Source organism: Pseudomonas sp. BTN1, assembly GCF_001907715.1.
Taxonomy (GTDB): Bacteria; Pseudomonadota; Gammaproteobacteria; order Pseudomonadales; family Pseudomonadaceae; genus Aquipseudomonas; species Aquipseudomonas paracarnis.
Genome location: NZ_MPBM01000026.1, coordinates 167,446 through 192,121 on the forward strand (window position 1 = coordinate 167,446; position 24,676 = coordinate 192,121).

24 protein-coding genes and 1 pseudogene are annotated in these 24,676 nt (G+C 61.0%); 14 read left to right on the top strand and 11 right to left on the bottom strand.

Annotation, left to right across the window (positions count from 1 at the left end):
• Positions 1 to 30 precede the first annotated feature (30 nt).
• Complete coding sequence (locus tag BMH52_RS13755; RefSeq protein ID WP_072435495.1) at positions 31 to 1,365, top strand: DEAD/DEAH box helicase; 1,335 nt, start codon at positions 31 to 33, stop codon at positions 1,363 to 1,365.
• Between the two features lie 113 nt (positions 1,366 to 1,478).
• On the opposite strand, the gene BMH52_RS13760 is transcribed toward BMH52_RS13755, so the two are convergent.
• Positions 1,479 to 2,705 (bottom strand): TIGR03862 family flavoprotein, encoded by a 1,227-nt coding sequence (locus tag BMH52_RS13760; protein WP_073843949.1) that lies wholly within the window; start codon positions 2,703 to 2,705, stop codon positions 1,479 to 1,481.
• 171 nt (positions 2,706 to 2,876) lie between these two features.
• A complete protein-coding gene (locus BMH52_RS13765; protein ID WP_073843951.1) occupies positions 2,877 to 3,797 on the bottom strand; it encodes a histone deacetylase in 921 nt (306 codons plus the stop codon).
• Positions 3,798 to 3,874: 77 nt separating this feature from the next.
• Here BMH52_RS13765 and BMH52_RS13770 point away from each other — a divergent pair, with 77 nt between their 5' ends.
• The 3 genes from BMH52_RS13770 (at position 3,875) to BMH52_RS13780 (ending at position 6,057) form a co-directional block, all read left to right on the top strand.
• Positions 3,875 to 4,444, top strand: coding sequence for a GNAT family N-acetyltransferase (locus BMH52_RS13770; RefSeq protein WP_014720044.1), 570 nt, complete (start codon positions 3,875 to 3,877; stop codon positions 4,442 to 4,444).
• 159 nt (positions 4,445 to 4,603) lie between these two features.
• Positions 4,604 to 5,473 (top strand): acyl-CoA thioesterase II, encoded by an 870-nt coding sequence (gene tesB / locus BMH52_RS13775; protein ID WP_014720043.1) that lies wholly within the window; start codon positions 4,604 to 4,606, stop codon positions 5,471 to 5,473.
• Positions 5,470 to 6,057, top strand: coding sequence for an HAD family hydrolase (locus BMH52_RS13780; protein WP_073843953.1), 588 nt, complete (start codon positions 5,470 to 5,472; stop codon positions 6,055 to 6,057). Before tesB ends, BMH52_RS13780 begins: the two co-directional genes overlap by 4 nt.
• 132 nt (positions 6,058 to 6,189) lie before the next feature.
• Here BMH52_RS13780 and BMH52_RS13785 read toward each other — a convergent pair whose 3' ends face one another.
• The 3 genes from BMH52_RS13785 to BMH52_RS13795 are packed head-to-tail and all read right to left on the bottom strand — an operon-like array spanning position 6,190 to position 8,514.
• On the bottom strand, positions 6,190 to 7,164 hold the full coding sequence (locus tag BMH52_RS13785) for a hypothetical protein (protein WP_073843955.1): 975 nt from the start codon (positions 7,162 to 7,164) through the stop codon (positions 6,190 to 6,192).
• Positions 7,165 to 8,055 carry a neutral zinc metallopeptidase gene (locus tag BMH52_RS13790; protein WP_019818041.1) on the bottom strand — a complete coding sequence of 297 codons (891 nt, stop codon included), beginning with the start codon at positions 8,053 to 8,055 and terminating at the stop codon, positions 7,165 to 7,167.
• Between the two features lie 45 nt (positions 8,056 to 8,100).
• Positions 8,101 to 8,514 carry a lipoprotein gene (locus BMH52_RS13795; protein ID WP_014720039.1) on the bottom strand — a complete coding sequence of 138 codons (414 nt, stop codon included), beginning with the start codon at positions 8,512 to 8,514 and terminating at the stop codon, positions 8,101 to 8,103.
• Positions 8,515 to 8,713: 199 nt separating this feature from the next.
• Here BMH52_RS13795 and BMH52_RS13800 point away from each other — a divergent pair, with 199 nt between their 5' ends.
• Positions 8,714 to 9,592 (top strand): DMT family transporter, encoded by an 879-nt coding sequence (locus BMH52_RS13800; RefSeq protein ID WP_003194370.1) that lies wholly within the window; start codon positions 8,714 to 8,716, stop codon positions 9,590 to 9,592.
• A 1-nt stretch (position 9,593) separates the two neighbouring features.
• On the opposite strand, the gene BMH52_RS13805 is transcribed toward BMH52_RS13800, so the two are convergent.
• Complete coding sequence (locus tag BMH52_RS13805; protein WP_073843957.1) at positions 9,594 to 10,928, bottom strand: MFS transporter; 1,335 nt, start codon at positions 10,926 to 10,928, stop codon at positions 9,594 to 9,596.
• Between the two features lie 226 nt (positions 10,929 to 11,154).
• Between BMH52_RS13805 and quiC the strand changes: the two genes are divergently transcribed.
• Together quiC and BMH52_RS13815 are read left to right on the top strand one after the other, a co-directional pair.
• A complete protein-coding gene (gene quiC, locus BMH52_RS13810) occupies positions 11,155 to 13,056 on the top strand; it encodes a 3-dehydroshikimate dehydratase QuiC (protein WP_073843959.1) in 1,902 nt (633 codons plus the stop codon).
• A 77-nt stretch (positions 13,057 to 13,133) separates the two neighbouring features.
• Positions 13,134 to 13,799 carry a TetR/AcrR family transcriptional regulator gene (locus BMH52_RS13815; RefSeq protein WP_014720036.1) on the top strand — a complete coding sequence of 222 codons (666 nt, stop codon included), beginning with the start codon at positions 13,134 to 13,136 and terminating at the stop codon, positions 13,797 to 13,799.
• A gap of 53 nt (positions 13,800 to 13,852) precedes the next feature.
• Here the strand turns inward: BMH52_RS13815 and BMH52_RS13820 are convergent, their stop codons facing one another.
• Complete coding sequence (locus tag BMH52_RS13820; protein WP_073843961.1) at positions 13,853 to 14,701, bottom strand: shikimate dehydrogenase; 849 nt, start codon at positions 14,699 to 14,701, stop codon at positions 13,853 to 13,855.
• Positions 14,701 to 15,147: a type II 3-dehydroquinate dehydratase gene (aroQ, locus tag BMH52_RS13825; protein ID WP_019818037.1), complete on the bottom strand. Its 447-nt coding sequence runs from the start codon at positions 15,145 to 15,147 to the stop codon at positions 14,701 to 14,703. The genes BMH52_RS13820 and aroQ overlap by 1 nt, the downstream gene beginning before the upstream one ends.
• A gap of 39 nt (positions 15,148 to 15,186) precedes the next feature.
• Here aroQ and BMH52_RS29575 point away from each other — a divergent pair, with 39 nt between their 5' ends.
• The 3 genes from BMH52_RS29575 (at position 15,187) to BMH52_RS13835 (ending at position 16,392) form a co-directional block, all read left to right on the top strand.
• Positions 15,187 to 15,318, top strand: coding sequence for a hypothetical protein (locus BMH52_RS29575; RefSeq protein WP_256575788.1), 132 nt, complete (start codon positions 15,187 to 15,189; stop codon positions 15,316 to 15,318).
• Between the two features lie 181 nt (positions 15,319 to 15,499).
• The gene (locus BMH52_RS13830) at positions 15,500 to 15,928 is read left to right on the top strand and encodes a DUF4160 domain-containing protein (RefSeq protein WP_073843963.1); all 429 of its coding nucleotides are present in this window, start codon (positions 15,500 to 15,502) and stop codon (positions 15,926 to 15,928) included.
• A complete protein-coding gene (locus BMH52_RS13835; protein ID WP_073843966.1) occupies positions 15,925 to 16,392 on the top strand; it encodes a DUF2442 domain-containing protein in 468 nt (155 codons plus the stop codon). Before BMH52_RS13830 ends, BMH52_RS13835 begins: the two co-directional genes overlap by 4 nt.
• A 114-nt stretch (positions 16,393 to 16,506) precedes the next feature.
• On the opposite strand, the gene trmA is transcribed toward BMH52_RS13835, so the two are convergent.
• Together trmA and BMH52_RS13845 are read right to left on the bottom strand one after the other, a co-directional pair.
• Positions 16,507 to 17,586 carry a tRNA (uridine(54)-C5)-methyltransferase TrmA gene (gene trmA, locus BMH52_RS13840; protein ID WP_072435503.1) on the bottom strand — a complete coding sequence of 360 codons (1,080 nt, stop codon included), beginning with the start codon at positions 17,584 to 17,586 and terminating at the stop codon, positions 16,507 to 16,509.
• Complete coding sequence (locus tag BMH52_RS13845) at positions 17,583 to 18,878, bottom strand: NCS2 family permease (RefSeq protein ID WP_003194342.1); 1,296 nt, start codon at positions 18,876 to 18,878, stop codon at positions 17,583 to 17,585. Before BMH52_RS13845 ends, trmA begins: the two co-directional genes overlap by 4 nt.
• A gap of 188 nt (positions 18,879 to 19,066) precedes the next feature.
• Here BMH52_RS13845 and BMH52_RS13850 point away from each other — a divergent pair, with 188 nt between their 5' ends.
• From BMH52_RS13850 to BMH52_RS13865, 4 genes are all read left to right on the top strand, one after another.
• Entirely contained in the window at positions 19,067 to 19,513 is a 447-nt protein-coding gene (locus BMH52_RS13850; RefSeq protein WP_073843972.1) for a DUF4879 domain-containing protein, read from the top strand.
• A gap of 96 nt (positions 19,514 to 19,609) precedes the next feature.
• A complete protein-coding gene (locus tag BMH52_RS13855) occupies positions 19,610 to 20,134 on the top strand; it encodes a (2Fe-2S)-binding protein (protein WP_019818032.1) in 525 nt (174 codons plus the stop codon).
• Positions 20,131 to 21,120, top strand: a complete 990-nt coding sequence (locus BMH52_RS13860; RefSeq protein WP_073843968.1) for a xanthine dehydrogenase family protein subunit M — start codon at positions 20,131 to 20,133, stop codon at positions 21,118 to 21,120. The genes BMH52_RS13855 and BMH52_RS13860 overlap by 4 nt, the downstream gene beginning before the upstream one ends.
• Entirely contained in the window at positions 21,117 to 23,300 is a 2,184-nt protein-coding gene (locus tag BMH52_RS13865; protein WP_073843970.1) for a xanthine dehydrogenase family protein molybdopterin-binding subunit, read from the top strand. Before BMH52_RS13860 ends, BMH52_RS13865 begins: the two co-directional genes overlap by 4 nt.
• 104 nt (positions 23,301 to 23,404) lie before the next feature.
• Here the strand turns inward: BMH52_RS13865 and BMH52_RS29580 are convergent.
• Positions 23,405 to 24,676: pseudogene (locus BMH52_RS29580) on the bottom strand (hypothetical protein); the annotation flags it as partial.

Consider the following 24,676-nt stretch of genomic DNA (forward strand, 5'->3'; position numbering starts at 1 on the left):
CTTGCGCTGAATTTTTCCTACGGTAACTACATGACTTTCGCCACCCTTGGCCTGATCGAACCCTTGCTGCGCGCCCTTGAGACGCTTGGCTACCAGACCCCGACGCCGGTGCAGGCCCAAGCCATTCCGGCCGTGCTGGCCGGTCGCGACCTGATGGCCGCGGCCCAGACCGGCACCGGCAAGACCGCAGGTTTCGCTTTGCCGCTGCTGCAACTGCTGACCCTGGAAGGGCCGAAAGTCGCCGCCAACTCGGCGCGTGCGCTGATCCTGTGCCCCACTCGCGAGCTGGCTGAGCAGGTTCACGCCAGCGTTGCCGAGTACGCCCAGCACCTGCCGCTGACCACTTACGCGGTGTACGGCGGCGTGAGTATCAACCCGCAGATGATGAAGCTGCGCAAGGGTGTGGATATTTTGGTCGCCACCCCTGGCCGCCTGATCGACCTGTTCCGCCAGAACGCGTTGAAGCTCAACCAGCTGCAAACCCTGGTGCTGGATGAAGCCGACCGTATGCTCGACCTGGGCTTCTCCGAAGAGCTTGCCAACATTTATCGCATGCTGCCGAAAAAGCGCCAGACCCTGCTGTTCTCCGCGACCTTCTCCGATGACATCCGCCTGCTCGCCGGGCAAATGCTCAACGACCCGCTGAGCATCGAAGTCAGCCCACGCAACGTTGCCGCCAACACCGTCAAGCAGTGGGTGGTGCCGGTGGACAAGAAGCGCAAGCCGGAGCTGTTTGTGCACCTGATGCGCAAAGGCCGTTGGAAGCAAGTGCTGGTGTTCGCCAAGACCCGCAACGGCGTAGACGCCCTGGTGGACAAGTTGCAGGGCCTGGGCATCAACGCCGACGGCATTCATGGCGACAAACCCCAAGCCACCCGCCAACGCGCACTGGACCGCTTCAAGACCAGCGACGTGCAGATCCTGGTGGCCACCGACGTAGCGGCCCGTGGCCTGGATATCGAAGACCTGCCGCTGGTGGTCAACTTCGACCTGCCGATCGTGGCCGAGGACTACATCCACCGTATCGGCCGTACCGGGCGTGCGGGCAACACCGGTGAGGCGATTTCCCTGGTGTGTGCCGATGAGGTGAACATGCTCTCGGCGATCGAAATGCTGACCCGTCAGACCCTCACCCGCAAGATGGAACCGGATTTCGAGCCGGAGCACCGCGTGCCGGACACCGATGCCAGCGGGCAGGTGGTGAAGAAACCGAAAAAGCCGAAGAAGCCTAAAGCGTCCGGCGGTGGCGGCAAGCGCAACCTGGGCAAGTGGGTGGACAGTGGGGAAGTGGCGCCGGCCGAGCCTTCGATCAAGCCGGTGCGCAAGGTGCCGGTTTTTAACACTGGGCCGCGTAAGAAGAAGTGATTGATCGTTCCCACGCTCCGCGTGGGAACGCATCCTGTGACGCTCTGCGTCACGAACCTAAAGCGGGACGCAGAGCGTCCCTGGCGGCATCCCCACGCAGAGCGTGGGAACGATCAGCGGTGGAGCCATTCCAAAATCCCCCGCCCAGCCGCTCTACCACTGGCAAAACACCCCGTCAGCAAATACCCACCAGTGGGCGCCTCCCAGTCCAGCATTTCCCCCGCACAAAATACCCCAGGCAACGGCTTGAGCATCAACCGCTCATCCAGCGCTTCAAACGGCACACCACCGGCCGTGCTGATCGCCTCATCCATCGGCCGTGTTTTCACCAATGTCAGCGGCAACGCTTTGATATCCACCGCCAATTGCGCCGGATCGGTGAAGTGTTCAGCGGGCGTCAACTCGCGTAACAACGCCGCTTTCACCCCATCCAACCCCAACTGACTGTGCAAGTGCTTGCTCATCGACCGCGAGCCACGGGGCTTGGCCAATGCGGCCTGCACCTTGTCCAGCGGCTTGCTGGGCAGCAAATCGATATGCACCGTGGCCGCACCGTCGCGGTTGATCGCTTCGCGAATCGGCGCCGACAAGGCGTAAATCAAACTGCCTTCAATGCCGGTGGCGGTGATCACGCATTCACCCAGCCGAGGCTTGTCATCCCCCAGGCCAATGGCGACGTTTTTCAACGGTGCGCCCGCGAATTTGCTGACCATCAACGCGCTCCATGCCGACACTTCAAACCCGCAGTTGCTCGGTTGCAGTCGCACATAGGGCAGGCCTTTGCCTTCAAACAGGTTGAGCCATGCACCGTCGGAGCCCAATCGCGACCAGCTGCCGCCGCCCAGGGCCAGCAGCACAGCGTCGCTGTGGACAACTTTTTCGCCGTCCGGGCTGTGGATAAGTAAATCGCCCTCGGCATTCCAACCCGTCCAACGATGCCGGGTGTGGATAACCACACCTTGCTCCCGCAGACGCTTGAGCCAGGCGCGCAGCAGTGGCGCGGCTTTCATATCGGTAGGAAATACGCGGCCGGAGGTGCCGACAAAGGTCTGGATACCCAGGCCATGGATCCATTCGCACAACGCCTCGGCGCCAAAGCTGCGCAGCAGCGGCGCCATGTGCGGCGCGCGTTCAGCGTAGCGCGACAGGAACGCCGGGTACGCCTCGGAGTGGGTGATGTTCATGCCGCCTACGCCGGCCAGCAGGAACTTGCGCCCCACTGAAGGCATGCCGTCGTACAGGTCCACGCGCACGCCCGCCTGGCTCAAGACTTCAGCGGCCATCAGCCCGGCGGGGCCGCCGCCGATAATGGAGACGTGGTGGGCAGAAGTCTGAGGCATGGGCAGGGCTACGGTGATGTGAATAGGCCGAGCATTCTACCCGACCATGACGCCGCTGCCTGATCAAAAAACGTACACTTTCCTACAGGCCATGCGGCTACTCGCTTGCAGCCGCTTACGCTCAAGTTATCCACAGGCCGTTCCACAGGCATTGTGGGTAACGCCCACAGCTCAATGACAGCCTGATGACGTCCACACCCGCTGCGCGCTGTGGTGCAGGATGCCGTGGCGGCGGGCGAGGGCGGGGCGGTCCTTGCTGTAACCGCCGCCGATCACGCCCATCACCGGTATGTCGCGGCCAAGGCAGTGGCGCATCACGCTTTCATCACGGGCGGCGACGCCTTCGTCTGTCAGCTTGAGGTAACCAAGGGCGTCGTCCTTGTGCACATCCACGCCGGCGTCGTACAGCACCAGATCCGGCTGGTAGAGCGGCAGCAGGTAGTTGAGCGCGTCATCCACCACCTTGAGGTAGTCGGCATCGCCCATGCCCATGGGCAGCGGGATGTCCCAGTCGCTCTGGGCCTTGCGTGCCGGGAAGTTCTTTTCGCAGTGCAGCGACACGGTGATGGCGTCCGGCGTGTCGTGCAGGATGCGTGCGGTGCCGTCGCCCTGGTGCACGTCGCAATCGAAGATCAGCACGCGATTGACCCGGCCGCTGGCCAACAGGTAATGGCTGATCACCGCCAGGTCATTAAAAATGCAGAAACCCGCCGGATAATCGTAATGGGCATGGTGGGTGCCGCCCGCCAAATGGCAGGCCAGGCGATGTTCGAGGGCTTGTTCGGCGGCCAGGATCGAGCCGCCCACCGCGCGCACCGTGCGCCGGGCCAGGGCTTCGCTCCACGGCAGGCCGAGGCGGCGTTGGTCTTCGCGGGACAGTTCGCCGCTCATGTAGCGTTCGATATACCCAGGTTCATGGGCCAGGGCCAAAATGTCTGCCGGGCACAGCGGCGGGCGCAGCAATTGGCTGTCTTCGGTCAGGCCGCTGTCCACCAGGTGGTCACGCAACAGGCGAAACTTGTCCATTGGGAACCGGTGGTCCGCCGGGAACTCAGGGCTGTAGTCTTCGTGGTAGATCAATGGCAAGGGCATGGGATTTTCTGACGGGAACCTGCGACGAATCTTAACAGCGCTGTACACTCACGCACATGGCAAGGCAGGGGGGACCCATGGAGCCGATACTGGAATTGGAAAGTGCACGCTTGGTGCTGCGCCAATGGCGCGACAGCGACCTGCCGGACTTTGCGCGCATGTGCGCCGACCCGCAGGTGATGCGCTACTTTCCGGCTCAATTGAGCCACTTGGAAAGCGCCGCGCTTATCGGCCGGATTCGCGGGCATTTTGCTGAATATGGCTTTGGTTTTTGGGCCTTGCAGCGCAAGGACACGGGCGAATTTATCGGCCTGACCGGGCTTGCGAATGTCAGCTTTGAAGCCGGCTTTACCCCGGCGGTGGAAATCGGCTGGCGCCTGGCCCGCGAACATTGGGGCCTGGGTTATGCCAGTGAGGCCGCCTGGACAGCGTTGCGCTGTGGTTTTGACCGCTTGCAACTGGACGAAATCCTGGCCTTCACCACCGAGAGCAATCTGCCCTCACAAAAAGTCATGCAGGCCATCGGTATGCATTACGATCCGCAGGCAGATTTTGAACACCCGAAAGTCGCAGCCGGTGACCCGCTGCGACCGCATGTTTTGTACCGCATCACCCGCGCCCAATGGTTGGACACGCTGCACGGATAAGCAGGCGGTCGTGCTTGAGAGAACCCTGTAGGAGCGAGCTTGCTCGCGAAGAGCGCAAGAGCGCTGCGGTAAACCAGAAGCGCTGCGTAATCGTTAGCGACCTTCGCGAGCAAGCTCGCTCCTACAGGTAGATACCGTTTTGCTTTGAGGAGAGTTTCAATGAGCCAAGTATTGGAAGATCTGGTGGACTTGCTGACCCTGGAGCCGATCGAGGAGAACCTCTTTCGCGGCCGCAGCCAGGACCTGGGCTTTCGCCAGCTGTTCGGCGGCCAAGTGCTCGGCCAGTCACTGTCGGCGGCCAGCCAGACCGTAGAAGAAGCGCGGCATGTACATTCCCTGCACGGTTATTTCCTGCGCCCTGGCGATGCCGCGTTGCCGGTGGTGTATTCGGTGGACCGCGTGCGCGATGGTGGCAGTTTCAGCACGCGTCGTGTCACCGCGATTCAAAAGGGCAATCCGATCTTCACCTGCACGACCTCGTTCCAGTACGACGAACAAGGCTTCGAGCACCAGACCACCATGCCGGTGGTAGTGGGCCCGGAAAACCTGCCGTCGGAGCTGGAGCTGACCCAGCAACGTGCGCACTTGATCCCCGAGCACATGCGCGACAAGCTGCTGTGCCCCAAGCCCATCGAAGTGCGCCCGGTCACCGAAAAAGACCCGTTCAACCCGCAGCCGTCCGACCCGGTCAAGTACGTGTGGTTTCGTGCCGACGGTGCCTTGGCGGACACACCGGCGTTGCATAAATACCTGCTGGCCTATGCCTCGGACTTTGGCCTGCTGACCACCTCGCTGCTGCCCCATGGTAAGACCGTGTGGCAGAAAGACATGCAGGTCGCCAGCCTCGATCACGCGCTGTGGTTCCACGCCGACCTGCGTGCCGATGACTGGTTGTTGTACGCCATGGACAGCCCGTGGGCTGGCAACTCCAGGGGGTTCTCCCGGGGCAGCGTGTACAACCGCGCCGGGCAACTGGTGGCGTCGGTGACCCAGGAAGGTTTGATCCGCCATCGCAAGGATTGGGCATGAGCCTCGGCGACGTTAGGCACTGGGTGTTCGACATGGACGGCACCCTCACGGTGGCCGTGCATGATTTTGCCGCTATCCGCGTGGCGCTGGACATTCCACCTGAAGACGACATCCTCACGCACCTGGCGGCCTTGCCGGCGCCGGTTGCAGCGGCCAAGCACGCCTGGTTGCTGGAGCACGAGCGCGAGCTGGCCCTGGGTTCGGTGGCGGCGCAAGGCGCGGTGGAATTGGTACGCGAATTGGCCGGGCGCGGTTATCGCTTGGGGATCCTGACCCGTAATGCGCGGGAGCTGGCCCATATCACGTTGGAGGCGATAGGCCTGGCGGACTGCTTTGCCATTGAGGATGTGCTGGGGCGCGATGATGCGCCGCACAAGCCGGATCCCGGTGGGTTGCTGAAACTGGCGGCGGCTTGGGATGTAGCACCCCGCGAAATGGTGATGGTCGGGGATTATCGCTTTGACCTGGATTGTGGTCGGGCAGCGGGGGCCAAGACGGTGTTGGTGAACTTGCCGGAGAACCCTTGGCCGGAATTGACGGATTGGCATGCCGAGGATTGTGCGGCGCTGCGCCGAATGATCTAAGCCGGGCTCCAGAGATCAAATGTGGGAGCTGGCTTGCCTGCGATAGCGGTGGGTCAGCTGACACTTTATCAACTGACAGTCCGTCATCGCAGGCAAGCCAGCTCCCACATTTTGATTAGGTTCCTTCAGGTGCTAATGGGCGAACAGCACCTTTTCTCCTTCTGGCGAGGTAAACATTTTGTCCCCATCATGTCCCACCCCCGGCACTTCTACCAGCCGGTGGCCCAACTGCGGATGCCGCTGCTTGAGGTAGTCAAAGTAGTTGTGGCCACGAAGCAGTCGATACGCACCCTGGGTTTCGGCTTCGCAGCTTTTATCCAATGCCGGGTGGTTGGGGTCGGTGTCCTGCTGGCCCAACAGGTAAGTGATGTCGCGTGAGACGTAGTCTTGTTCCAGCTGCTGGGCACCTCGGCCCCCCACGTAATCCGGCAGGTTTTGCATGCCGTACTTCCAGTCGTTGAAGCCTGGGCAATTGGCGATGTCGAACGTCACCGGGCGTTGCGGGCTGAAGTACGCATAGGACGACGGGTTAGCCACCACATACCGCAGGCGGATGCCCTCGGAATTCAGCAACGGGTGGTCGTGGCCGGTGAGGGCGAAGCGCTGCACCACTTGGCCGCCACCGGAATGCCCGGCGACCACGATTTCTTTCAGTGCCGGGAACAGTTTGCGGTTGCCCAAGTGCTTGATGATCTGGTCCAGAGCGCCATAAGAGCTGATTTGCCCTGGGCCGGTGGACGCTTCGCCGGCCATCCAGTCGTTACCCGTCCAACGCACTACCTCGTGGCCCAGGTGATTGCGCTTCACGTCGGCTTGATTGAGAAACTGCGGCGCGATCACCAGCGTAGTACCGCCCACCCCGGCATGCTCGGCGGCGTCGATGCCGCTTTGCAGGTAGGTTTGTGCATTGCGCAGGCGGCCATGCACGATGATCAACGCGCGTGTGACCTTGGGCAGTGGTTCGCGCCAATCCTGGCTCAGGCCCAGGCTGAGGTCGCCGGCCTCCAGATGAAAGTGATCGGGGCTGACCACCTTGACGCCGTGTTCGGCTGCGAAGGTGCAACAGGACACGAGCACACCCAGCAGTAACCCCCATCGTTTGATCATTTAGAGACTCTTGGCCGCGAAGGTATCGCATTGAGTGATCTGGCCCTGGGCGAAGCCGGTCTTGAACCAGCGCACGCGCTGGGCCGAGGTGCCGTGGGTGAACGAGTCTGGTACCACGCGCCCCTGGCCTTGTTGCTGCAAGCGGTCATCGCCGATGGCATTGGCTGCGTTCAGGGCTTCTTCGATATCGCCGGGTTCCAGCCAGTTCAGACGTTTTTGCGCATGGTTGGCCCACACGCCGGCAAAGCAGTCGGCTTGCAGCTCCTGGCGAACCAGCAGGCCCCCGTCGCCTTCCATCTGCCGACCCTGTTGGCGCGCCGCCTGGATCTTGGACGAGATGCCCAGCAACGTTTGTACGTGGTGCCCGATTTCGTGGGCGATCACGTAGGCCTGGGCGAAATCACCGGCGGCCTGGAAGCGTTGCGACATTTCCCGGAAAAAATCCAGGTCCAAGTACACCTGCTGGTCAGCCGGGCAGTAGAACGGGCCGCTGGCCGAGGTGGCGCCACCACAGGCTGAGTTCACCCGGCCACGGAACAGGATCAGTTTCGGGTTCTTATAGGCCAGCCCATTTTCTTGGAACACTTGGCCCCAGGTGTCTTCGGTATCGCCCAGCACGGCGCGCACAAAGTCGGCTTGCTCATCGTTGGCTGGCGGCGCTTGACGCGGCTGGGTGCTGACCGACGGCGCCTGTTCCATCTGGCCGGTCAATTGGCCAAGAATCTGCATCGGGTCCTGGCCGGTCAGCCAGCCAATGCCAACGATCAGCACGATGGCCGTGAGGCTCAGGCCCTTGCCGCCGCCGAAGCGCATACCGCCGCCGCCACCGCCGCCACTGTCGTTACGGGCATCCACCACGTTGTCGCTGCGTCGGCCTTTTTTCCATAGCATGGGAGCAATCCTCTGTGTGCAAACCGTGATTGATTATGGTCGGTATTAACGGCAATAGCCTTCGCCAGTGGCGACGATCAGGCAGTCTTTTTTATCTGCCAGCCATTTCAAGCCGGTGGCGGCGCCGTCGCCAGCGCGCAACAACTGCGGGCCGTCGGGGCGGATGAAGGCGATGCCGTCTTCGGTGGCCTCACCTTTGAAGGTGCCGGCGTCATCGGCGTCGAGGCCGTATTGCATGGTCAGCAGGTAGTGGCCACGGCCAATGCTGTCGTCCTTGGCGATGGTCAGGTGCAAGCCTTCGACACCGACCCACTTGCCTACCCATTTATCGGTCGGCGGAGTCTCGGGCACCAGGGTCGCTTGCACGGAAGCCGGCGCGGGCTTGGGGGCTTCTTTCGGGGTTTTATCGCAGGCGGCGAGCAGGGCGAGGGCAGACAGGGCAAAGAGGATTTTTTTCATAGCGGCAAGGCCTTGGTTAAATAGTGTGCAACGCCGGGGCGAGCGTGCAGCGTTGGACTCGGATCCATCGATTTAGTGCGCTGTTCGCCCAGTGTTTGGTTATGCTCTTGGGGCAGACTCCGGCCCGGCTGCTAGATTACCGGGTTGAGCGCGACTTGGTTCAGCGCTCAGCGTCCCGCTCGCCACACAAGAGAATTCAATGACTGTCAGTACCCCGCTCTCCGGCGTCAACCATCCGTTCAAAGGCATCCTGCTGATTGTGCTGGCGACGTTCCTGTTCTCCAGCCACGACGCCTTGTCCAAATACCTGGCCGGGTTTTACCCGATCGTGATGGTGGTGTGGGCGCGGTACATGGTCCACACCTTGCTGATGGCCGGGATCTTCCTGCCGCAATCGGGCCTGCGCGTGTTGCGCAGCAAGCGGCCGGGCATGCAGGTGGTGCGGGCGTTATGCCTGTTGGGCACCAGCCTGTTCTTCACCACAGCGCTGCATTACATCCCGTTGGCCGAAGCTACAGCGGTGAACTTCCTGGCGCCGATCCTGGTGACGGCGCTGTCGGTGCCGTTGCTCGGTGAGCACGTGACCCGAGGCCAGTGGCTAGCGGTGATCTGCGGGTTTATCGGCGTGGTGATCATTATCCACCCCGGCGGCGAGCTGTTTACCCCGGCGGTGTTGCTGCCGCTGTGTTCGGCGCTGTTCTTCTGCTTCTACCAGTTGCTCACGCGCATCCTCAGCCAATACGACAGCCCGACCACCAGCAACTTCTTCGCCGGCCTGTGCAACACCTTGGTGATGAGTGCAATGGTGCCGTTCTTCTGGCAAGTGCCGACGCTGTGGCATGCGGTGATGATGCTGGCGCTGGGCACCTGCGGGATGACCGCGCACCTGATGCTCACCCAGGCGTTCCGCTTCGCGGCGCCGGCCTTGCTGGCGCCGTTTGGCTATTGCCAGATCGTGTTTGCGGGGTTGTTGGGCTGGCTGGTGTTCAGCCATACCCCCGATATGACCACGGTTGTGGGTATCGGGGTGATCTGCATGAGCGGGTTGGCCGCTGCCTGGCAGCAGCGGCGCAGGTAGATCAAACGTCTACGGTAGGGATCTTGCGCGGCGCCATGAAGTACATCCACACCAGTGCGATGAAGTACATCGCCGGGATCAGGGTGAACAACACCGTGTAGTTGTTGTTGGTCACCGTGAGAATATGGCCGACGATCTGGGTCATGAACATGCCGCCGATGGCCGCGCACATGCCGCCGAAACCGAACACCGTGCTCATCATGTGCTTGGGCGTGTAGTCCATCACCAGGCTCCAGATGTTGGCGGTCCAGGCCTGGTGCGCGCCGATGGCCAGGGAGATGGCAAACACCGCGGCCCACAGCTGGCTGGAGCCGGCCGCCATGATGACGCCGACGATGCAGCAGGCGAACAGCAGCATCGACAACAGCCGCGCCTTGATCGAGTTCATCCCACGGCCAATCAGGAATGACGACAGGATCCCGCCCCCGACGCTGCCAAAGTCGGCGGTGAGGTAAATGATGATCAGCGGAATGCCCATCTGGGTCACGTTGATGCCCAGGTTGTATTGCTGATTCAAGAACGGCGGCAGCCAATACAGGTAGAACCAGAACACCGGCGCGGTCAGCGAGTAGGCGAGGGCGAAGGCCCAGGTGCCACGCATGCGCAGGATGCGGCTGAACGGCACGCGGGGTTGTTCCGGTTCGACTTCCTGTTGCACGTAGTCCAATTCGGATTGTTTAACCGTGGGGTGGTCTTCCGGGTTGTAGTACTTCAAGCCCCAGAGCACCAGCCAGATACCGCCCAGTGCCGACATGCACAGGAACGCTGCCTGCCAGCCCCACACGTGCAGGATCAACGGCAGCAGCATGGGCGTCATCATCGCGCCGACGTTGGTGCCGGCGTTGAAGATGCCGGTGGCCACTGCCCGTTCACCCGCCGGGAACCACAAGCGTGTGGTCTTGACGCAGGCCGGGTAGTTGGCGGCTTCGGTCAGCCCGAGGATAAACCGGCAGACCATAAAGCCGACCGCCGAGGTGGCCAGGCCATGGGCGCCGGTGGCCAGGCTCCACAGCAGCACGGCGCAGAAGAACACGCGCTTGACGCCAACCCGGTCAATCAGGCGGCCTTGCAGCACAAAGCCGATGGCATAGCCGACCTGGAACCAGAAGTTGATGTTGGCGTAGTCCATCGCCGTCCAGCTCATTTCCTTGGCGAGGATCGGTTGCATCACGCCCAGGGCGGCGCGGTCGATGTAGTTCAAGGTGGTGGCAAAGAACACCAGGGCCAGCATGCCCCAGCGCGTTTTACCCACGGCCAGGGCACCGCGGATCTTGTCGCCGATGCCGGCGTGCGGGTTGCCCGGGCGCGCGGCCAGGGCTGAATTTTGCAGAGGCATGAGGTTTGTACCCGTTTTTTGAAATTCTTATGGTGTGTTCTGGGTCTTTGTTACGTGAGCGAATTACCCGGTCGATGGTGCGCAGTGGTTAAAAAGTCGTCAATTCGCCAAAGGGGCTTAGTGTTCGATAATCGCACCAAAAACTAACCGGTTCGTACATTTTAATTGCTGCCTGTAGGCTGGGGGCGAATAATTTGCCACAAACAACAATTGCCGGGAGTCTTCCATGCAACGTTCTATCGCCACTGTGTCCTTGAGCGGCACCCTGCCGGAAAAACTCGAAGCCATCGCCGCCGCCGGGTTTGATGGGGTGGAGATCTTTGAGAACGACTTGTTGTATTACGACGGCAGCCCTCGGGAAGTTAGGCAGATGTGTGCCGACCTCGGCATCGCCATCACCCTGTTCCAGCCGTTTCGCGACTTCGAAGGCTGCCGCCGTGATCGCCTGGCGCGCAACCTGGAGCGCGCCGAACGCAAATTCGATTTGATGCAAGAGCTAGGCACCGACCTGGTGCTGGTGTGCAGTAACGCCTCGGCCGACAGCGTGGGTGACGAACGCATTCTGCTCGATGACCTGAGCCTGCTGGCCGAACACGCGGGCAAGCGCGGCCTGCGCATCGGCTATGAAGCTCTGGCCTGGGGCAAGCATGTGAACACCTGGCAGCAGGTGTGGAACCTGGTGCGCCAGGTCGATCACCCAAGCCTGGGCGTGTTGCTCGACAGCTTCCACACCTTGTCGCTCAAGGGCGACCCGAGTGGCATCGCCCAGATCCCGGGCGACAAGATTTTCTTCGTGCAAATGGCCGACGCGCCGATCCTGGCCATGGATGTGCTGGAGTGGAGCCGGCATTTCCGTTGCTTTCCCGGCCAGGGCGAATTTGACCTGGCGGGCTTTCTCGCGCCGATCATCAAAAGTGGCTACACCGGGCCCTTGTCCCTGGAAATTTTCAACGATGGCTTCCGCGCCGCGCCCACTCGTGCGAATGCGGCAGATGGCTTGCGCTCGTTGCTGTACCTCGAGGAAAAAACCCGCCAGCGCCTGGCGCAAGAGGCGCCCGCTGCGCCAGTGGACATCCTGTTTGAAACCCCGGCGGCCAGCGAGTACGACGGGATCGAATTCCTCGAATTTGCCGTGGATGAAAGCCTTGGCGCCAAACTGAGCAATTGGCTGGAACGCCTGGGGTTTGCCAAGGCCGGCCAGCATCGCTCGAAGAATGTGAGCCTGTTGCGCCAGGGCGATATCAATCTGATCCTCAACTGCGAACCCTATTCCTTCGCCCACAACTTTTTCGAGGCCCATGGCCCGTCGCTGTGCGCCACGGCAATTCGGGTCAAGGACAGTGCCAAGGCCCTGGAGCGGGCGGTGGCCTACAAGGGCCAGCCTTATCGCGGCCTGGTCGGCCCCAACGAGCTGGAATTGGCCGCCGTGCGTGCACCGGATGGCAGCCTGATTTACCTGGTCGACCCCAGCGAAGGCGGGCTGTACGACACCGATTTCAACCTGCAAACGGCCGCACCCGCTAGCGGCGGCTTGTTGCGCATCGACCACATGGCCATGGCCTTGCCGGCCGACAGCCTCGACAGTTGGGTATTGTTTTATAAGAGCCTGCTGGATTTTGAAGCCGACGATGAAGTGGTGCTGCCCGACCCTTACGGCCTGGTGAAAAGCCGTGCGTTGCGTAGCCGCTGCAGCTCGATCCGTCTGCCGCTGAACATCTCCGAAAACCGCAACACCGCGATTTCCCACGCGCTCTCCAGCTATCGCGGTTCGGGCGTGCACCACATTGCCTTCGATTGCGCGGATATTTTCGCCGAGGTACGCCGGGCCAAAGAAGCCGGTGTGCCGTTGCTGGATATCCCTCTCAACTATTACGACGACCTGGCGGCGCGCTTTGATTTTGACGATGAGTTCCTCAGTGAGTTGGCGTATTACAACGTGCTGTATGACCGCGACGCCCAGGGCGGTGAGTTGTTTCATGTGTACACCGAGGCGTTCGAGGGGCGGTTTTTCTTCGAGATCATCCAGCGCAAGAATGGCTATGCCGGCTACGGCGCTGCCAACGTCGCGGTGCGTCTGGCGGCGATGGCCAAGTCGCGCAGTGGGGCGGTACGCCAGGCTCGGCTATAACCGCAAGGCAGGTGCTTCCTTCGGGGAGCGCCGCGGCCCATAATCAGCGCCTGCACAACAATGGCCGTGAGCGCACCATGACCTCGAGTCCCGATCTCCCCGCGGTAGCTGACGCACCGCGCAAGAGTCGCAAGAACAATCCGGAAAAGACCCGGGAGAATATTCTCCAGGAAGCCATTGTCGAGTTTGTTCAACAGGGCCTGGCCGGCGCTCGCGTAGACGCCATCGCCGAGCGCATTCACACCTCCAAGCGCATGATCTATTACTACTTCGGCAGCAAGGAGCAGCTATACGTCGAGGTGCTGGAGAAGCTCTACGGTGATATCCGCAACACCGAAACGCGTATGAACCTCACCGCCCTGGAGCCGCGTGAGGCGATTCGCCGGCTGGTGGAATTCACCTTTGATCACCACGACCAGAACGTGGATTTCGTGCGCATCGTCAGCATCGAAAACATCCACAACGCCGAGTACGTCAAACGCACCGAGACCATCAAGGCGATGAACAGCAAAATCCTGGAAGGGTTGGGGGAGACCCTGCGCCGCGGGGCTGAGTTGGGGCTGTTTCGCGAAGGGCTGGAGCCGCTGGATGTGCACTTGCTGATCAACTCGTTCAGTTTCTACCGGGTGTCCAACCGGCACACCTTCAGCGAGATTTTCCAGATCGAACTGTCGGATGAGGCGATCAAGCAGCGCCATCGGGAAATGATTTGCGAGTCGGTGTTGCGCTACCTGCAAGCCTGAGAACTAATCGTTCCCACGCAGAGCGTGGGAACGATCATGATGGGGCTGCATCCCTAGATATTCATGCTCTGGAAGTGCGCCAGCATCCTGTCTGCATCCGCCACTTCGCCGCTGAACAACTCAAATGCCTTCACCGCCTGAAACACCGCCATATTGCCGCCATCCAGGGTACGGCAACCCAAGGCGCGCGCGTCGCGCAGCAGTTGGGTTTCCAGCGGGAAGTACACAATTTCCGCCACCCACAATTCAGCCCGCAACAACGTCGCAGGCACAGGCGTACCGGGCAGCTTGGCCATGCCCATCGGCGTGGTGTTCACCAGGCCATCGGCCTCGGCCATGGCGTTTTCCAAGTGGCTGCCGACCTGAGCGCGACCGGTGCCGAACTGCTGGGCAAGGTTATCCACAAGGTCCTGGGCGCGAGTGCGGTCGACATCGAAGATGCTCAAGTATTCCACGCCTTCTGCCAACAGTGCATGGGCCACTGCCGCGCCCGCACCACCGGCGCCCATCTGCACCACGCGTTGGCGCGGCACGTTGTGCAAGTTGCGCCGAAAGCCTTCGGCGAACCCCAGGCAGTCGGTGTTATGACCGATGCGTTTGCCGCCCTTGAACACCACGGTGTTGACCGCACCAATACCCCTGGCCTCATCGGAGAGCTCATCGAGCAACGGCAGAATCGCCTGCTTGCACGGGTAAGTAATGTTCAAACCGGTGAAGTGCATCAACTCAGCGGCCCGTAGTAATTCCGGCAGGGCTTTGAGGTCCAGGTGCAGCGGCTCCAGGTCGATCAGGCGATACAGGTAGCGCAAGCCTTGGGCGTCGCCTTCCTGCTCATGCAGTGCCGGTGTGCGTGAGGCCTGGATGCCGGCGCCGATCAGGCCAGCGAGAATGCGTGGTTTCATTACGTGCGTCCCTTCAGCGTCAGACTGAAATGTTCCAGGGCCAGGTGGTAGCCATGGCTGCCAAACCCGGCCAGCACGGCCTGGGCGATCGGTGACACAAACGAGTGATGACGAAAGGCTTCACGGGCATGCACGTTGGATAAATGCACTTCGATCACTGGCACTTCACTGGCCACCAGGGCATCGCGGATCGCGACCGAAGTGTGAGTCCAGGCCGCCGGGTTGATCACAATACCCGCGCAGCGGTTGCGGGCGCCGTGGATCCAGTCAAGCAATTCGCCCTCGTGGTTGGTCTGGCGAAACTCGATCTTCAGCCCGAGCTTGTCGGCGCTGCGACCACACAGGGCGGCAATGTCGGCCAGGGTTTCATGGCCATAAGTGGCAGGCTCGCGGGTGCCGAGCAGGTTGAGATTGGGGCCGTTGAGCACCAGCACGATGGGCGGCATAGAGGCTTCTCCACAGTTCTTATTGGTTGTGGAGTCAAAATGTACTGGTTGGTTAATTTGGTCAATGGATGGCAGTGGAACTGTTCGGTGATCGAACGTTTAATCAGTGCAATTGCTGGATCACCGGCTGATGTGCATTCGGTTGAAGTATTGCGCGAGGTTGCTGAATGACGAGGACTTTCGAGCATTGACCGGGTCGTTCCAGTCGTTGGCATCCCTGGTTACAACCCGGCATTCGCCGGGTTTTTTGTGCTTACTAATCTGTGAAACAGCTTCGGGAATAGGAGCCGGTTGTCGGGTGTGCAGAGGGAAATTGTTACCTGACGGAAAATAACCTAACGGATGGGTTACGATGAGAGTAGGTGCTTACAAAGGCTATGTCATTTCGGTGTTTATCAGGGATGAGCATTGCCCGCCCCATGTGCATGTCAGGGGCAAGGGATGGGATGCGCGGTTTCGTTTCAGTTTCCTGGATGGGGAAGTTGAGTTGTGGAATGTAGAGCCTGAACGCAGACGGCCACCCATGGCGGTACTGAAGGAAATACGCGCGACGATCATGCAGCGGCACTACTTGGCGCGGGCACGCAGGATCTGGTGGGAAAAACTGCAGACGGTATGCCTGGAGAATCATTCCTGGGATTGGGAAACGGATGAACTCATTCCTGGATTGGTCATTCAGCGTGGTGTTTACGTGATTGCACGTGCCCGACACGATGTCGTAGGGCAGAAAACAATTTTGAATCTGGTCAGAGCCCCAGGTTTTGTGGAGATCGATTTATGAAAAAGATCATAAAAGCCAAAGTCACACCTTATGTACCTCTCACTGAAGCCGACGTTGACAAGGCAATCGCCCGAGGACGCAGGTTGAAACGCCTGTACGCCAACGCCAGCAATGTGCGTTATGAACACGACTGCCTCTCCATTGGCTTCTCCGATGGCAGCCGCGTGGTGTTGCCGGTGGCTGGCCTGCCGGAGTTCGAAGGGTTTTCAGAGAAGGATTTCCAGCAGTTGGAAGTGACTTTCGGAGGCAAGGCGATTAGCTGTGAAGCGCAAGACCTGGATGTTTCGATCACAGGGTTGATCGCTACAAGCCAGCCGCTGATGGACCTGGCAACCAGCCTGGTGGCATCACGCAATGGTCGCAAAAGCAGCGCGGCCAAGACCGCAGCGGCCCGGGCCAATGGCAAGAAGGGGGGCCGGCCACGCAAGGAAGTACCGCAGCCGCCAGAGACAACAGACACTTGAATAAACTGTAGGAGCGAGCTTGCTCGCGAAAAACCCACAGGCAACGCGTTTATCCAGGAAGCACGCGTTATCGTTGACGTTTTTCGCGAGCAAGCTCGCTCCTACCCTGCAGGTTTATCGGCGGGTCAGCAACACACCCGACTCCATATGGTGCGTCCACGGGAACTGGTCAAACATTGCACACTGGGAGATCCGGTGCGTGTCGTGCAGTTGCGCGATGTTCGCCGCCAGCGTCTCCGGGTTGCAGGAGATGTACAGGATGTTGTCGAAGCGCCGGGTCAGCTCGCAGGTGTCCGGGTCCATGCCAGCGCGGGGCGGGTCGACGAAGACGCTACCGAATTCGTAGTTTTTCAGGTCGATGCCGTGCAGGCGGCGGAACGGGCGCACGTCATTCAGGGCTTGGGTGAGTTCTTCGGCGGAGAGGCGCACCAGGGTGACGTTATCCACGCCATTTTCATCCAGGTTGCTCAGGGCCGCATTCACTGAGGTCTTGCTGATCTCAGTGGCCAGCACCTTGCGCACGCGGGTCGCCAGCGGCAGGGTGAAGTTGCCGTTGCCGCAGTACAGCTCCAGCAAATCGTCCGGGCGATCGCCCAGCGTTTCGTAGGCCCAGTTGAGCATCTTCTGGTTCACCGTGCCGTTGGGCTGGGTGAACGCGCCTTCGGGTTGGCGGTAGCTGAAGGTGCGCCCACCGACGTCGAGTTTCTCCACCACGTAGTCGTGGCCGATCACATCGCGCTTGCCCTTGGAACGGCCGATGATGCTCACATTCAGCTCAGCGGCCAATTTGTTTGCGGCGGTGTGCCAATGTTCGTCCAGCGGGCGGTGATAACACAGGGTGATCATCGCGTCGCCGGCCAGGGTGGTGAGGAACTCCACCTGGAACAGCTTGTGGCTCAGGGCGGCGCTGGCTTGCCAGGCGGCCTTGAGTTGCGGCATCAACTGGTTGATGCGCTGGCTGGCGATGGGGAACTCTTCGATGAGGATCGGCGTGCGCTTGTCCTCCTGGGAGAACATCGCGTAGTGGCGCTCGCCGCCTTCGCGCCACAGGCGGAACTCCGCGCGCAGGCGGAAGTGCTGCAGCGGCGAGTCGAAGACCTGCGGCTCGGGCGCGTCGAACGGTGCGAGCAGGTCACGCAGGCGCGTGACCTTGTCTTGCAGTTGAGCGGTGTAGCTTGCGGCGTCGAAAGTCATGCGTTGAACCAACCCAGCTTGATCACAAACAGGATCGACAGGATCACCAGTGCCGGGTTCAGCTCACGGTAGCGGCCCGAAAGCAGCTTGATGGCGGTCCAGGCGATGAAACCGAAGGCGATGCCGTTGGCGATGGAGTAAGTGAAGGGCATCGCCAGGGCGGTGATCACCACCGGCGCTGCCACCGTAATGTCGTCCCAGTCGATTTCGGCCAGGCCTTGGCTCATCAGCACCGCCACAAACAGCAAGGCTGGCGCGGTAGCATAGGCCGGTACGCTGGCGGCCAATGGCGAGAAGAACAGCGCCAGCAAAAACAGGATCGCGACCACGATGGCGGTCAAGCCGGTACGGCCACCGGCGCTCACGCCTGCGGCCGATTCGATGTAGCTGGTGGTGGTCGAGGTACCCAGCAGGGAACCGGCCATGGCAGCGGTACTGTCGGCGATCAGTGCACGGCCCATTTTCGGCATATGGCCGTCCTTGCCCATCAGGCCGGCGCGCTTGGCGACGCCGATCAGGGTGCCGGAGTTGTCGAACAGGTCAACGAACAGGAAGGCGAAGATCACGCTGACCAGGCCGATGTCCAGCGCGCCCTTGATATCCAGCTGCAGGAAGGTCGGCGCCAGGGACGGCGGTACTGAGGTCACACCGATGAACGGCGTGAAGCCCAGAACGATGGAGGCGACGGTCACCGCCAGGATGCCGATCAGCACCGCGCCGCGTACGGCCAGGGCTTCCAGCGCGACGATCAGCACGAAACCCAGGGTCGCCAGGATCGGCGCCGGTTGTTTCAGGTCGCCCAGGCCCACCATGGTGGCCGGGTTGCTCACCACGATACCGGCGTTATGCAGGGCGATCAGCGCCAGGAACAGGCCGATGCCGGCGGCAATCGCCGAGCGCAGCGGCAGGGGGATGGCGTTGATGATCCACTCACGAATGCGGAAGATCGACAGCAAGAAAAACAGCACCGCCGAAATGAATACCGCGCCCAGCGCCACCTGCCAGGTGTGGCCCATGTGCAGGACCACGGTGTAGGTGAAGAAGGCGTTGAGGCCCATGCCCGGTGCCAGGGCAATCGGGTAGTTGGCGATCAGGCCCATCACGGTCGAACCGATGGCCGCCGCCAGGCAGGTGGCGACAAACACCGCGCCCTTGTCCATGCCGGTCTCGCCGAGGATGCTCGGGTTCACGAACAGGATGTAGGCCATGGCCAGGAAGGTGGTGATCCCCGCGAGAATCTCGGTGCGCACATTGGTGTTGTGGGCTTTGAGTTGAAACAGCTTTTCCAGCATGCCGGCTCCCTGTGACGCTAGTGTGCGTCGTGATTTGTTGACCTCTAAGTCAAAGCACAAACTGCGCCAAACGCTTGTGGTTTCAGAGAGGATCGGAAAAAGCGGCGCATCATACCAGCAGCCGAGGCTGTGTGGCGCATGGGCTTGAGGCATACTGCGCCGACGTTCAACAGCCGGTCATCGACAGCATGAAAAAAGCCAACCCGTGGAGTCTAGCTCTGATCGCCATTATCAGCCTGTGGCTGGGCGCAGCACCGGCGTGGGGCGCGGCTGCACCGGCCTTGAGCGAGGTGCGGGTGTTCAAGGTGGAATCGGCCGACTGCAGCGAAGCGATCCCGGAGCGGGTCAACACCACCCAGATGTGCGAGCACCGCGGGCCCACCCAGGTCTCGGTGATGGAAGTCGGCCTGGGCAACAGCCCCATGGGCCGCTTTAACGGCGCAGAGTTGAATGGGCAACGCACAGCGGTGTGCCAGGTCGGCAACATCAGTGAGGCGTGCAACGGCGTGGGCACCTTGATGGGCTACATCTATGTGTTCGACCTGAACGTCCAGGCCCAGGGCTGGTTCGAATTCACCAATACCTCGATCAACCCACCGCAAAACACCCTGAAAGCCCAGCTCAATATCCGCTGATCAATCATCTTGAACGCTCAAAACCCCCGGAAGTCGTACCCCTAAGACGGCGATTTTCCTGAACGCCGCGGATGTACTTCAACCCGTGAGGTGTTTATGAGCGCGACCCCCCATGGCGCGGCGGCCCAGCCGTTCGTTGCCCACCCGATACGCCTGACACTCAACGGCCAGGCTCGCCAACTGAACGTGTTGCCCTGGACCACCTTGCTGGACTTGCTGCGTGAGCAGTTGGACCTGGTAGGCAGCAAAAAAGGCTGCGACCACGGCCAGTGCGGCGCCTGCACCGTGTTACGTGACGGCAAACGCGTGAATGCCTGCCTGACCCTGGCCGTGATGTGCGACGGCGCCGAATTGACCACCATCGAAGGCCTGGCCGACGGCGACCAACTGCACCCCATGCAACAGGCCTTTATCCAGCACGACGCGTTCCAGTGCGGCTATTGCACCCCCGGCCAGATCTGTTCTGCCGTGGGCCTGGCCAATGAAGGCCGCGCCCACGACCGTGCGCAGATCCAGGAATTGATGAGCGGCAACCTGTGCCGCTGCGGCGCCTACAACAACATCCGCGATGCCATCGAAGACGCGCTGCCGGCCTGCCGCCGCCAGGGAGGTGAGTCATGAACCCCTTCCACTACAGCAGGCCGACCGATGTGCAGCAGGCCGTTCAGATGAGCAGCGGCGCCTCGCGCTTTATCGCCGGTGGCACCAACCTGTTGGACCTGATGAAGGAAAACATCAGCCATCCCGAGCATCTGATCGACATCACCGGCTTGCCGCTGCACGACATTCAAGAGACCGCCGAGGGTGGCCTGCGTATCGGTGCGCTGGTGAGCAACGCCGACCTGGCCTGGCACCCACTCATTGAGCAGCGTTACCCGTTGCTGTCCCAGGCCATTCTCGCCGGGGCGTCCCCGCAGTTACGCAACATGGCCAGTACCGGCGGCAATCTGTTGCAGCGCACCCGTTGCTATTACTTCTACGACGCCGCGGTGCCGTGCAACAAGCGCCAGCCCGGCAGCGGCTGCCCGGCGCGCGACGGTTTGAACCGTATCCATGCGATCCTCGGCGCCAGTGAACAGTGTGTGGCCACCCATCCATCGGACATGTGCGTGGCCCTGGCGGCGCTTGCGGCGCGGGTGCATGTAGAAGGACGTGGCGGTGCGCGGGTGATCGAGTTCGCCGACTTCCATCGCTTGCCAGGCGATGCGCCGCAACGTGACAACCAATTGGCCGACGATGAGCTGATCACGGCCATTGAGCTGCCCGCCGATCACCTGGCCCGCCACAGCCATTACCTGAAAATCCGTGACCGTGCCTCCTATGCCTTCGCCCTGGTTTCGGTGGCCGCCGCCTTGGAGCTGGACGGTGATGAAATCATCGACGCCCGCCTGGCCTTGGGCGGTGTGGCGCATAAACCCTGGCGTGACCGCGCAGTGGAAGCCTTGCTGATCGGCCGCACGGTCAGCCGCGAAACCTTCAGCGCCGCCGCCGACGCCCTGCTGCAAGACGCCGAACCGTTGGAACACAACGGCTTCAAGATCAAGCTGGCCCGGCGCGCAATCATTCGTGCCCTGAGCGACGCCGCCGTCGCAGGAGAACAGCCATGAGCGCCATCGGCAAACCCCTGGACCGCGTCGACGGTCTGCTCAAGGTCACCGGCCAAGCGCGCTACGCCGGTGAATTTCCCGAGGACGGCCTGCTGTATGGCAGCGTAGTGTCGAGCACGATCGCCAAAGGCCGGGTGCTGCGCATCGATGCGTCCAAGGCGTTGGCGTTGCCGGGTGTGGTGGACGTGATCCATCACCTCAATCGGCCGAAAATCGCCAGCTATGATGAGGCGTTCGCCGATGCCGATGCGGCCGATGGCTCGCCTTTTCGCCCGCTGTATAACGACCGCGTACTCTACAGTGGCCAGCCCCTGGCCTTGGTGATTGCCGATAACCTCGAACTGGCGCGGCACGCTGGCTCGCTGGTGCAGATCGACTACGCGCCTGAAGCCTTCGAAACCGACCTGCTCACCCAGCAAGCGGCGGCGCACCCGTCGCCCCAGACCCCACCCAAACCGCGAGGCAACTTCGAGGCTGAATGGGCCGGTGCCGCAATCAGTCTGGACTTGCACTACAGCACGCCCATCGAGCACCACAACCCGATGGAGCCCCACGCCAGCACCGTGCTGTATCAGCCCGACGGCACCCTGCATATTCACGACAAGACCCAGGGCCCGCAGAACTGCCAGGCCTATGTGCAAAAAGTCTTCGGCCTGGATAAGAACCAGGTGCGCATCTTTGCCGCTTTCGTCGGCGGTGCCTTCGGGTCGGGCTTGCGCCCGCAATACCAATTGCCGCTCGCGGTGATGGCGGCCATGGTGCTCAAGCGCTCGGTGCGCGTTACCCTGACGCGCCAGCAGATGTTCACCTTCGGCTATCGCCCGCGCACCTTGCAGCGTTTGCAGATGGGCGCCGCCGCCAATGGTCGCTTGCTGGCGCTGGGGCATACCGCGATTGGCCAGACCTCGCGCTTTGAGGATTTCAGCGAGCACGTGGTGGAGTGGAGCGGCATGCTCTATCACTGTGACAACGTGCAACTGACCTACAAGCTGGTGCCGCTGGACGTCTTTACTCCGCTGGATATGCGTGCGCCCGGTGCGGCACTGGGCGTGATCGGCCTGGAGTGTGCCATGGACGAACTGGCCTGCGCCTTGGCCATCGATCCGGTGCAATTGCGCCTGATCAACTACGCCGAACGCAACCAGAACGAAGACAAACCCTGGTCGAGCAAGGCCCTGCGCGAGTGCTACAGCGAAGGCGCCGAACGCTTCGGCTGGAGCCAGCGCAACCCGGAACCGCGCAGCATGCGTGACGGCCGCCAATTGATCGGCTGGGGCATGGCCGGCGGGGTGTGGGAAGCCATGCAGATGAAAGCCAGCGCCAAGGCGCGCCTCGACGCCGAGGGTAAGCTCACCGTCAGCAGCGCTACCACCGACATTGGTACCGGCACTTACACCGTAATGACTCAAATCGCCGCCCAGGCCAGCGGGGTGGCCATGGCCGATGTGCGTTTTGTGCTAGGCGATTCGTCGTTGCCCACCGCGCCGTTGCAGGGCGGCTCGTTTACCGTCTCGTCCGTCGGCACTGCCGTGCAGCAAGCGTGCGAAGCGCTGAATGCCAAGTTGCTGGAGATCGCCCGGCAGACTTATCCGGTATTCAAGGATGCCGATTCGGTTCGGTTTGAAGACGGCCAGCTACACAGCGGTGACGTGAGCGTGTCGTTGGCGCAATTGGTCAAGGACAGCGGTGAAGAGGCCCTGGAGGTACAGGTCGACAGCCAGCCCGACAAGAAGCGCGAGGGTTATGCCAGCGCTACTCACTCGGCGGTGTTCGTCGAAGTGCGGGTCGATGAAGACCTGGGCACCATCAAGGTCAGTCGTGTGGTCAGCGCCATTGCCGCTGGGCGCGTGGTCAACCCCAAGATGGCCCGCAGCCAGATCCTCGGCGGCGTGGTGTGGGGCATCGGCATGGCGCTGCATGAAGAGACCCAGGTGGACCATGAACTGGGGCGCTACATGAACCACAGCCTGGCCGAATACCACATCCCGGTGAACGCCGATATTGGCGAGATTGACGTGCTGTTTGTCGAAGAGCATGACGAGATCGTCAATGCCCTCGGGTCCAAAGGCGTGGGGGAAATCGGCATTGTCGGGGTGGCGGCGGCGGTGGCGAATGCGGTTTACCATGCCACCGGAAAGCGGGTGCGGGAGTTTCCGATTACCTTGGATAAAGTGCTCTAACATAAACGGCCAATCCAGTGTCGACCACCGTTTCACTAACGTCCCGTGACGCTGGCGAAACGGTGGGGGCTGGGTGGCGGCTACATCACGCGCAGTAACACGGCTCAGAACGGACGTGCAACGCTGCCGTCGTACAGGTTGTAACGCTCTTTCGGCACCTTGGTAGGGGCGTCGAAGTACACATATAAAATTCCATCTTTTTCTTTCGTCGCCAACACCTCCAAGGAAACGTTTGGTTTGATTGCTACATGGTCAACTAGAAATCCACTGGAAAGGTTTTTTTTGGGAATCGACTCGTTGAATATATAGATGACAGGCTGGTTATTTTGCGTAAGCGGATCATCTTTGGCCCAGGTGCTCCACCCCTTTACATTTGAAGGCTGAGATGAGGACGATTGAATGGCGGGCCCCCGGAATACTTTTCCAACCCCCGCTTTCAATTTTTTTGCGCCCTCGGCGGAAACATAAGAGTAGCGGAATGCTGGACCTCTATAATCGGCTTGATTATCCAGGTCCGATAAGAGCTTTTTAAGCTCTTCTGAATACTCGTTTGGATCGGATTTTGCGCGTAGTTCGCTATTTATCTCTGCTGACCCGCCTTCAGTATATTTGCCTAACGCTTGAGAATGCTCGGCCTTAGATCCATTTATCAAGTCTTCCAACGATTGACTGAAGTGTTCCCTCTCTGACTCGGTATAGGCTTCCTTGGGTTTGTTAATATTGGCGATATACTCGTTGAGTTCCTCTTTTGCACGGGACGCATTTTTTAAGAACCATGGGAGTTTGATACCCCCCGGCCCATTGATCGGGCTCCACGCTCCATCAGCAGTCGCGTGCACGGTCATCACAGGTTTTTTGGTCAATGGGTCAATGATCTGGGCATAACCATCACTGAGCTTAAACCGGCCGTCGATCTCATGTACTTGGCTGTTTCCTGCGTCATCGGTTATTCGGATCATCCATCGGTCTTCGCCGTTGGGCCCCTTGATTTGATAGATGCCTTTGGCGTTTGGGGTAACGCCTGAGATCAGTTGCTCACCCTCTGGTACCACATGGCTGCTGATGTCCTTCCATTGAGATGGACGTAGACGATTGACTGTCGATTCGCCGGCCCCTACAGGGGGGGCGGTATCTGGCGGGTAGTGGGGAGGCGTAGGTGCCTCGCCGGGTTTTACCGTAGGCGCCTTGGGTTCGTTAACGGCACCTTCCCCCGCTTTGCCAGCCTTTACGATACGCGGTATCACCACAGGTGCGGCATTGAACACGCCGAATATGATTCGTTGGTTGCCAGTCGGTTTGCCATGTAGTTTGTCATCGATACCAATACCCGTATTGGTGGCTCCGCTGGCCAGATAGAACGCATCCAATGCCAGTCC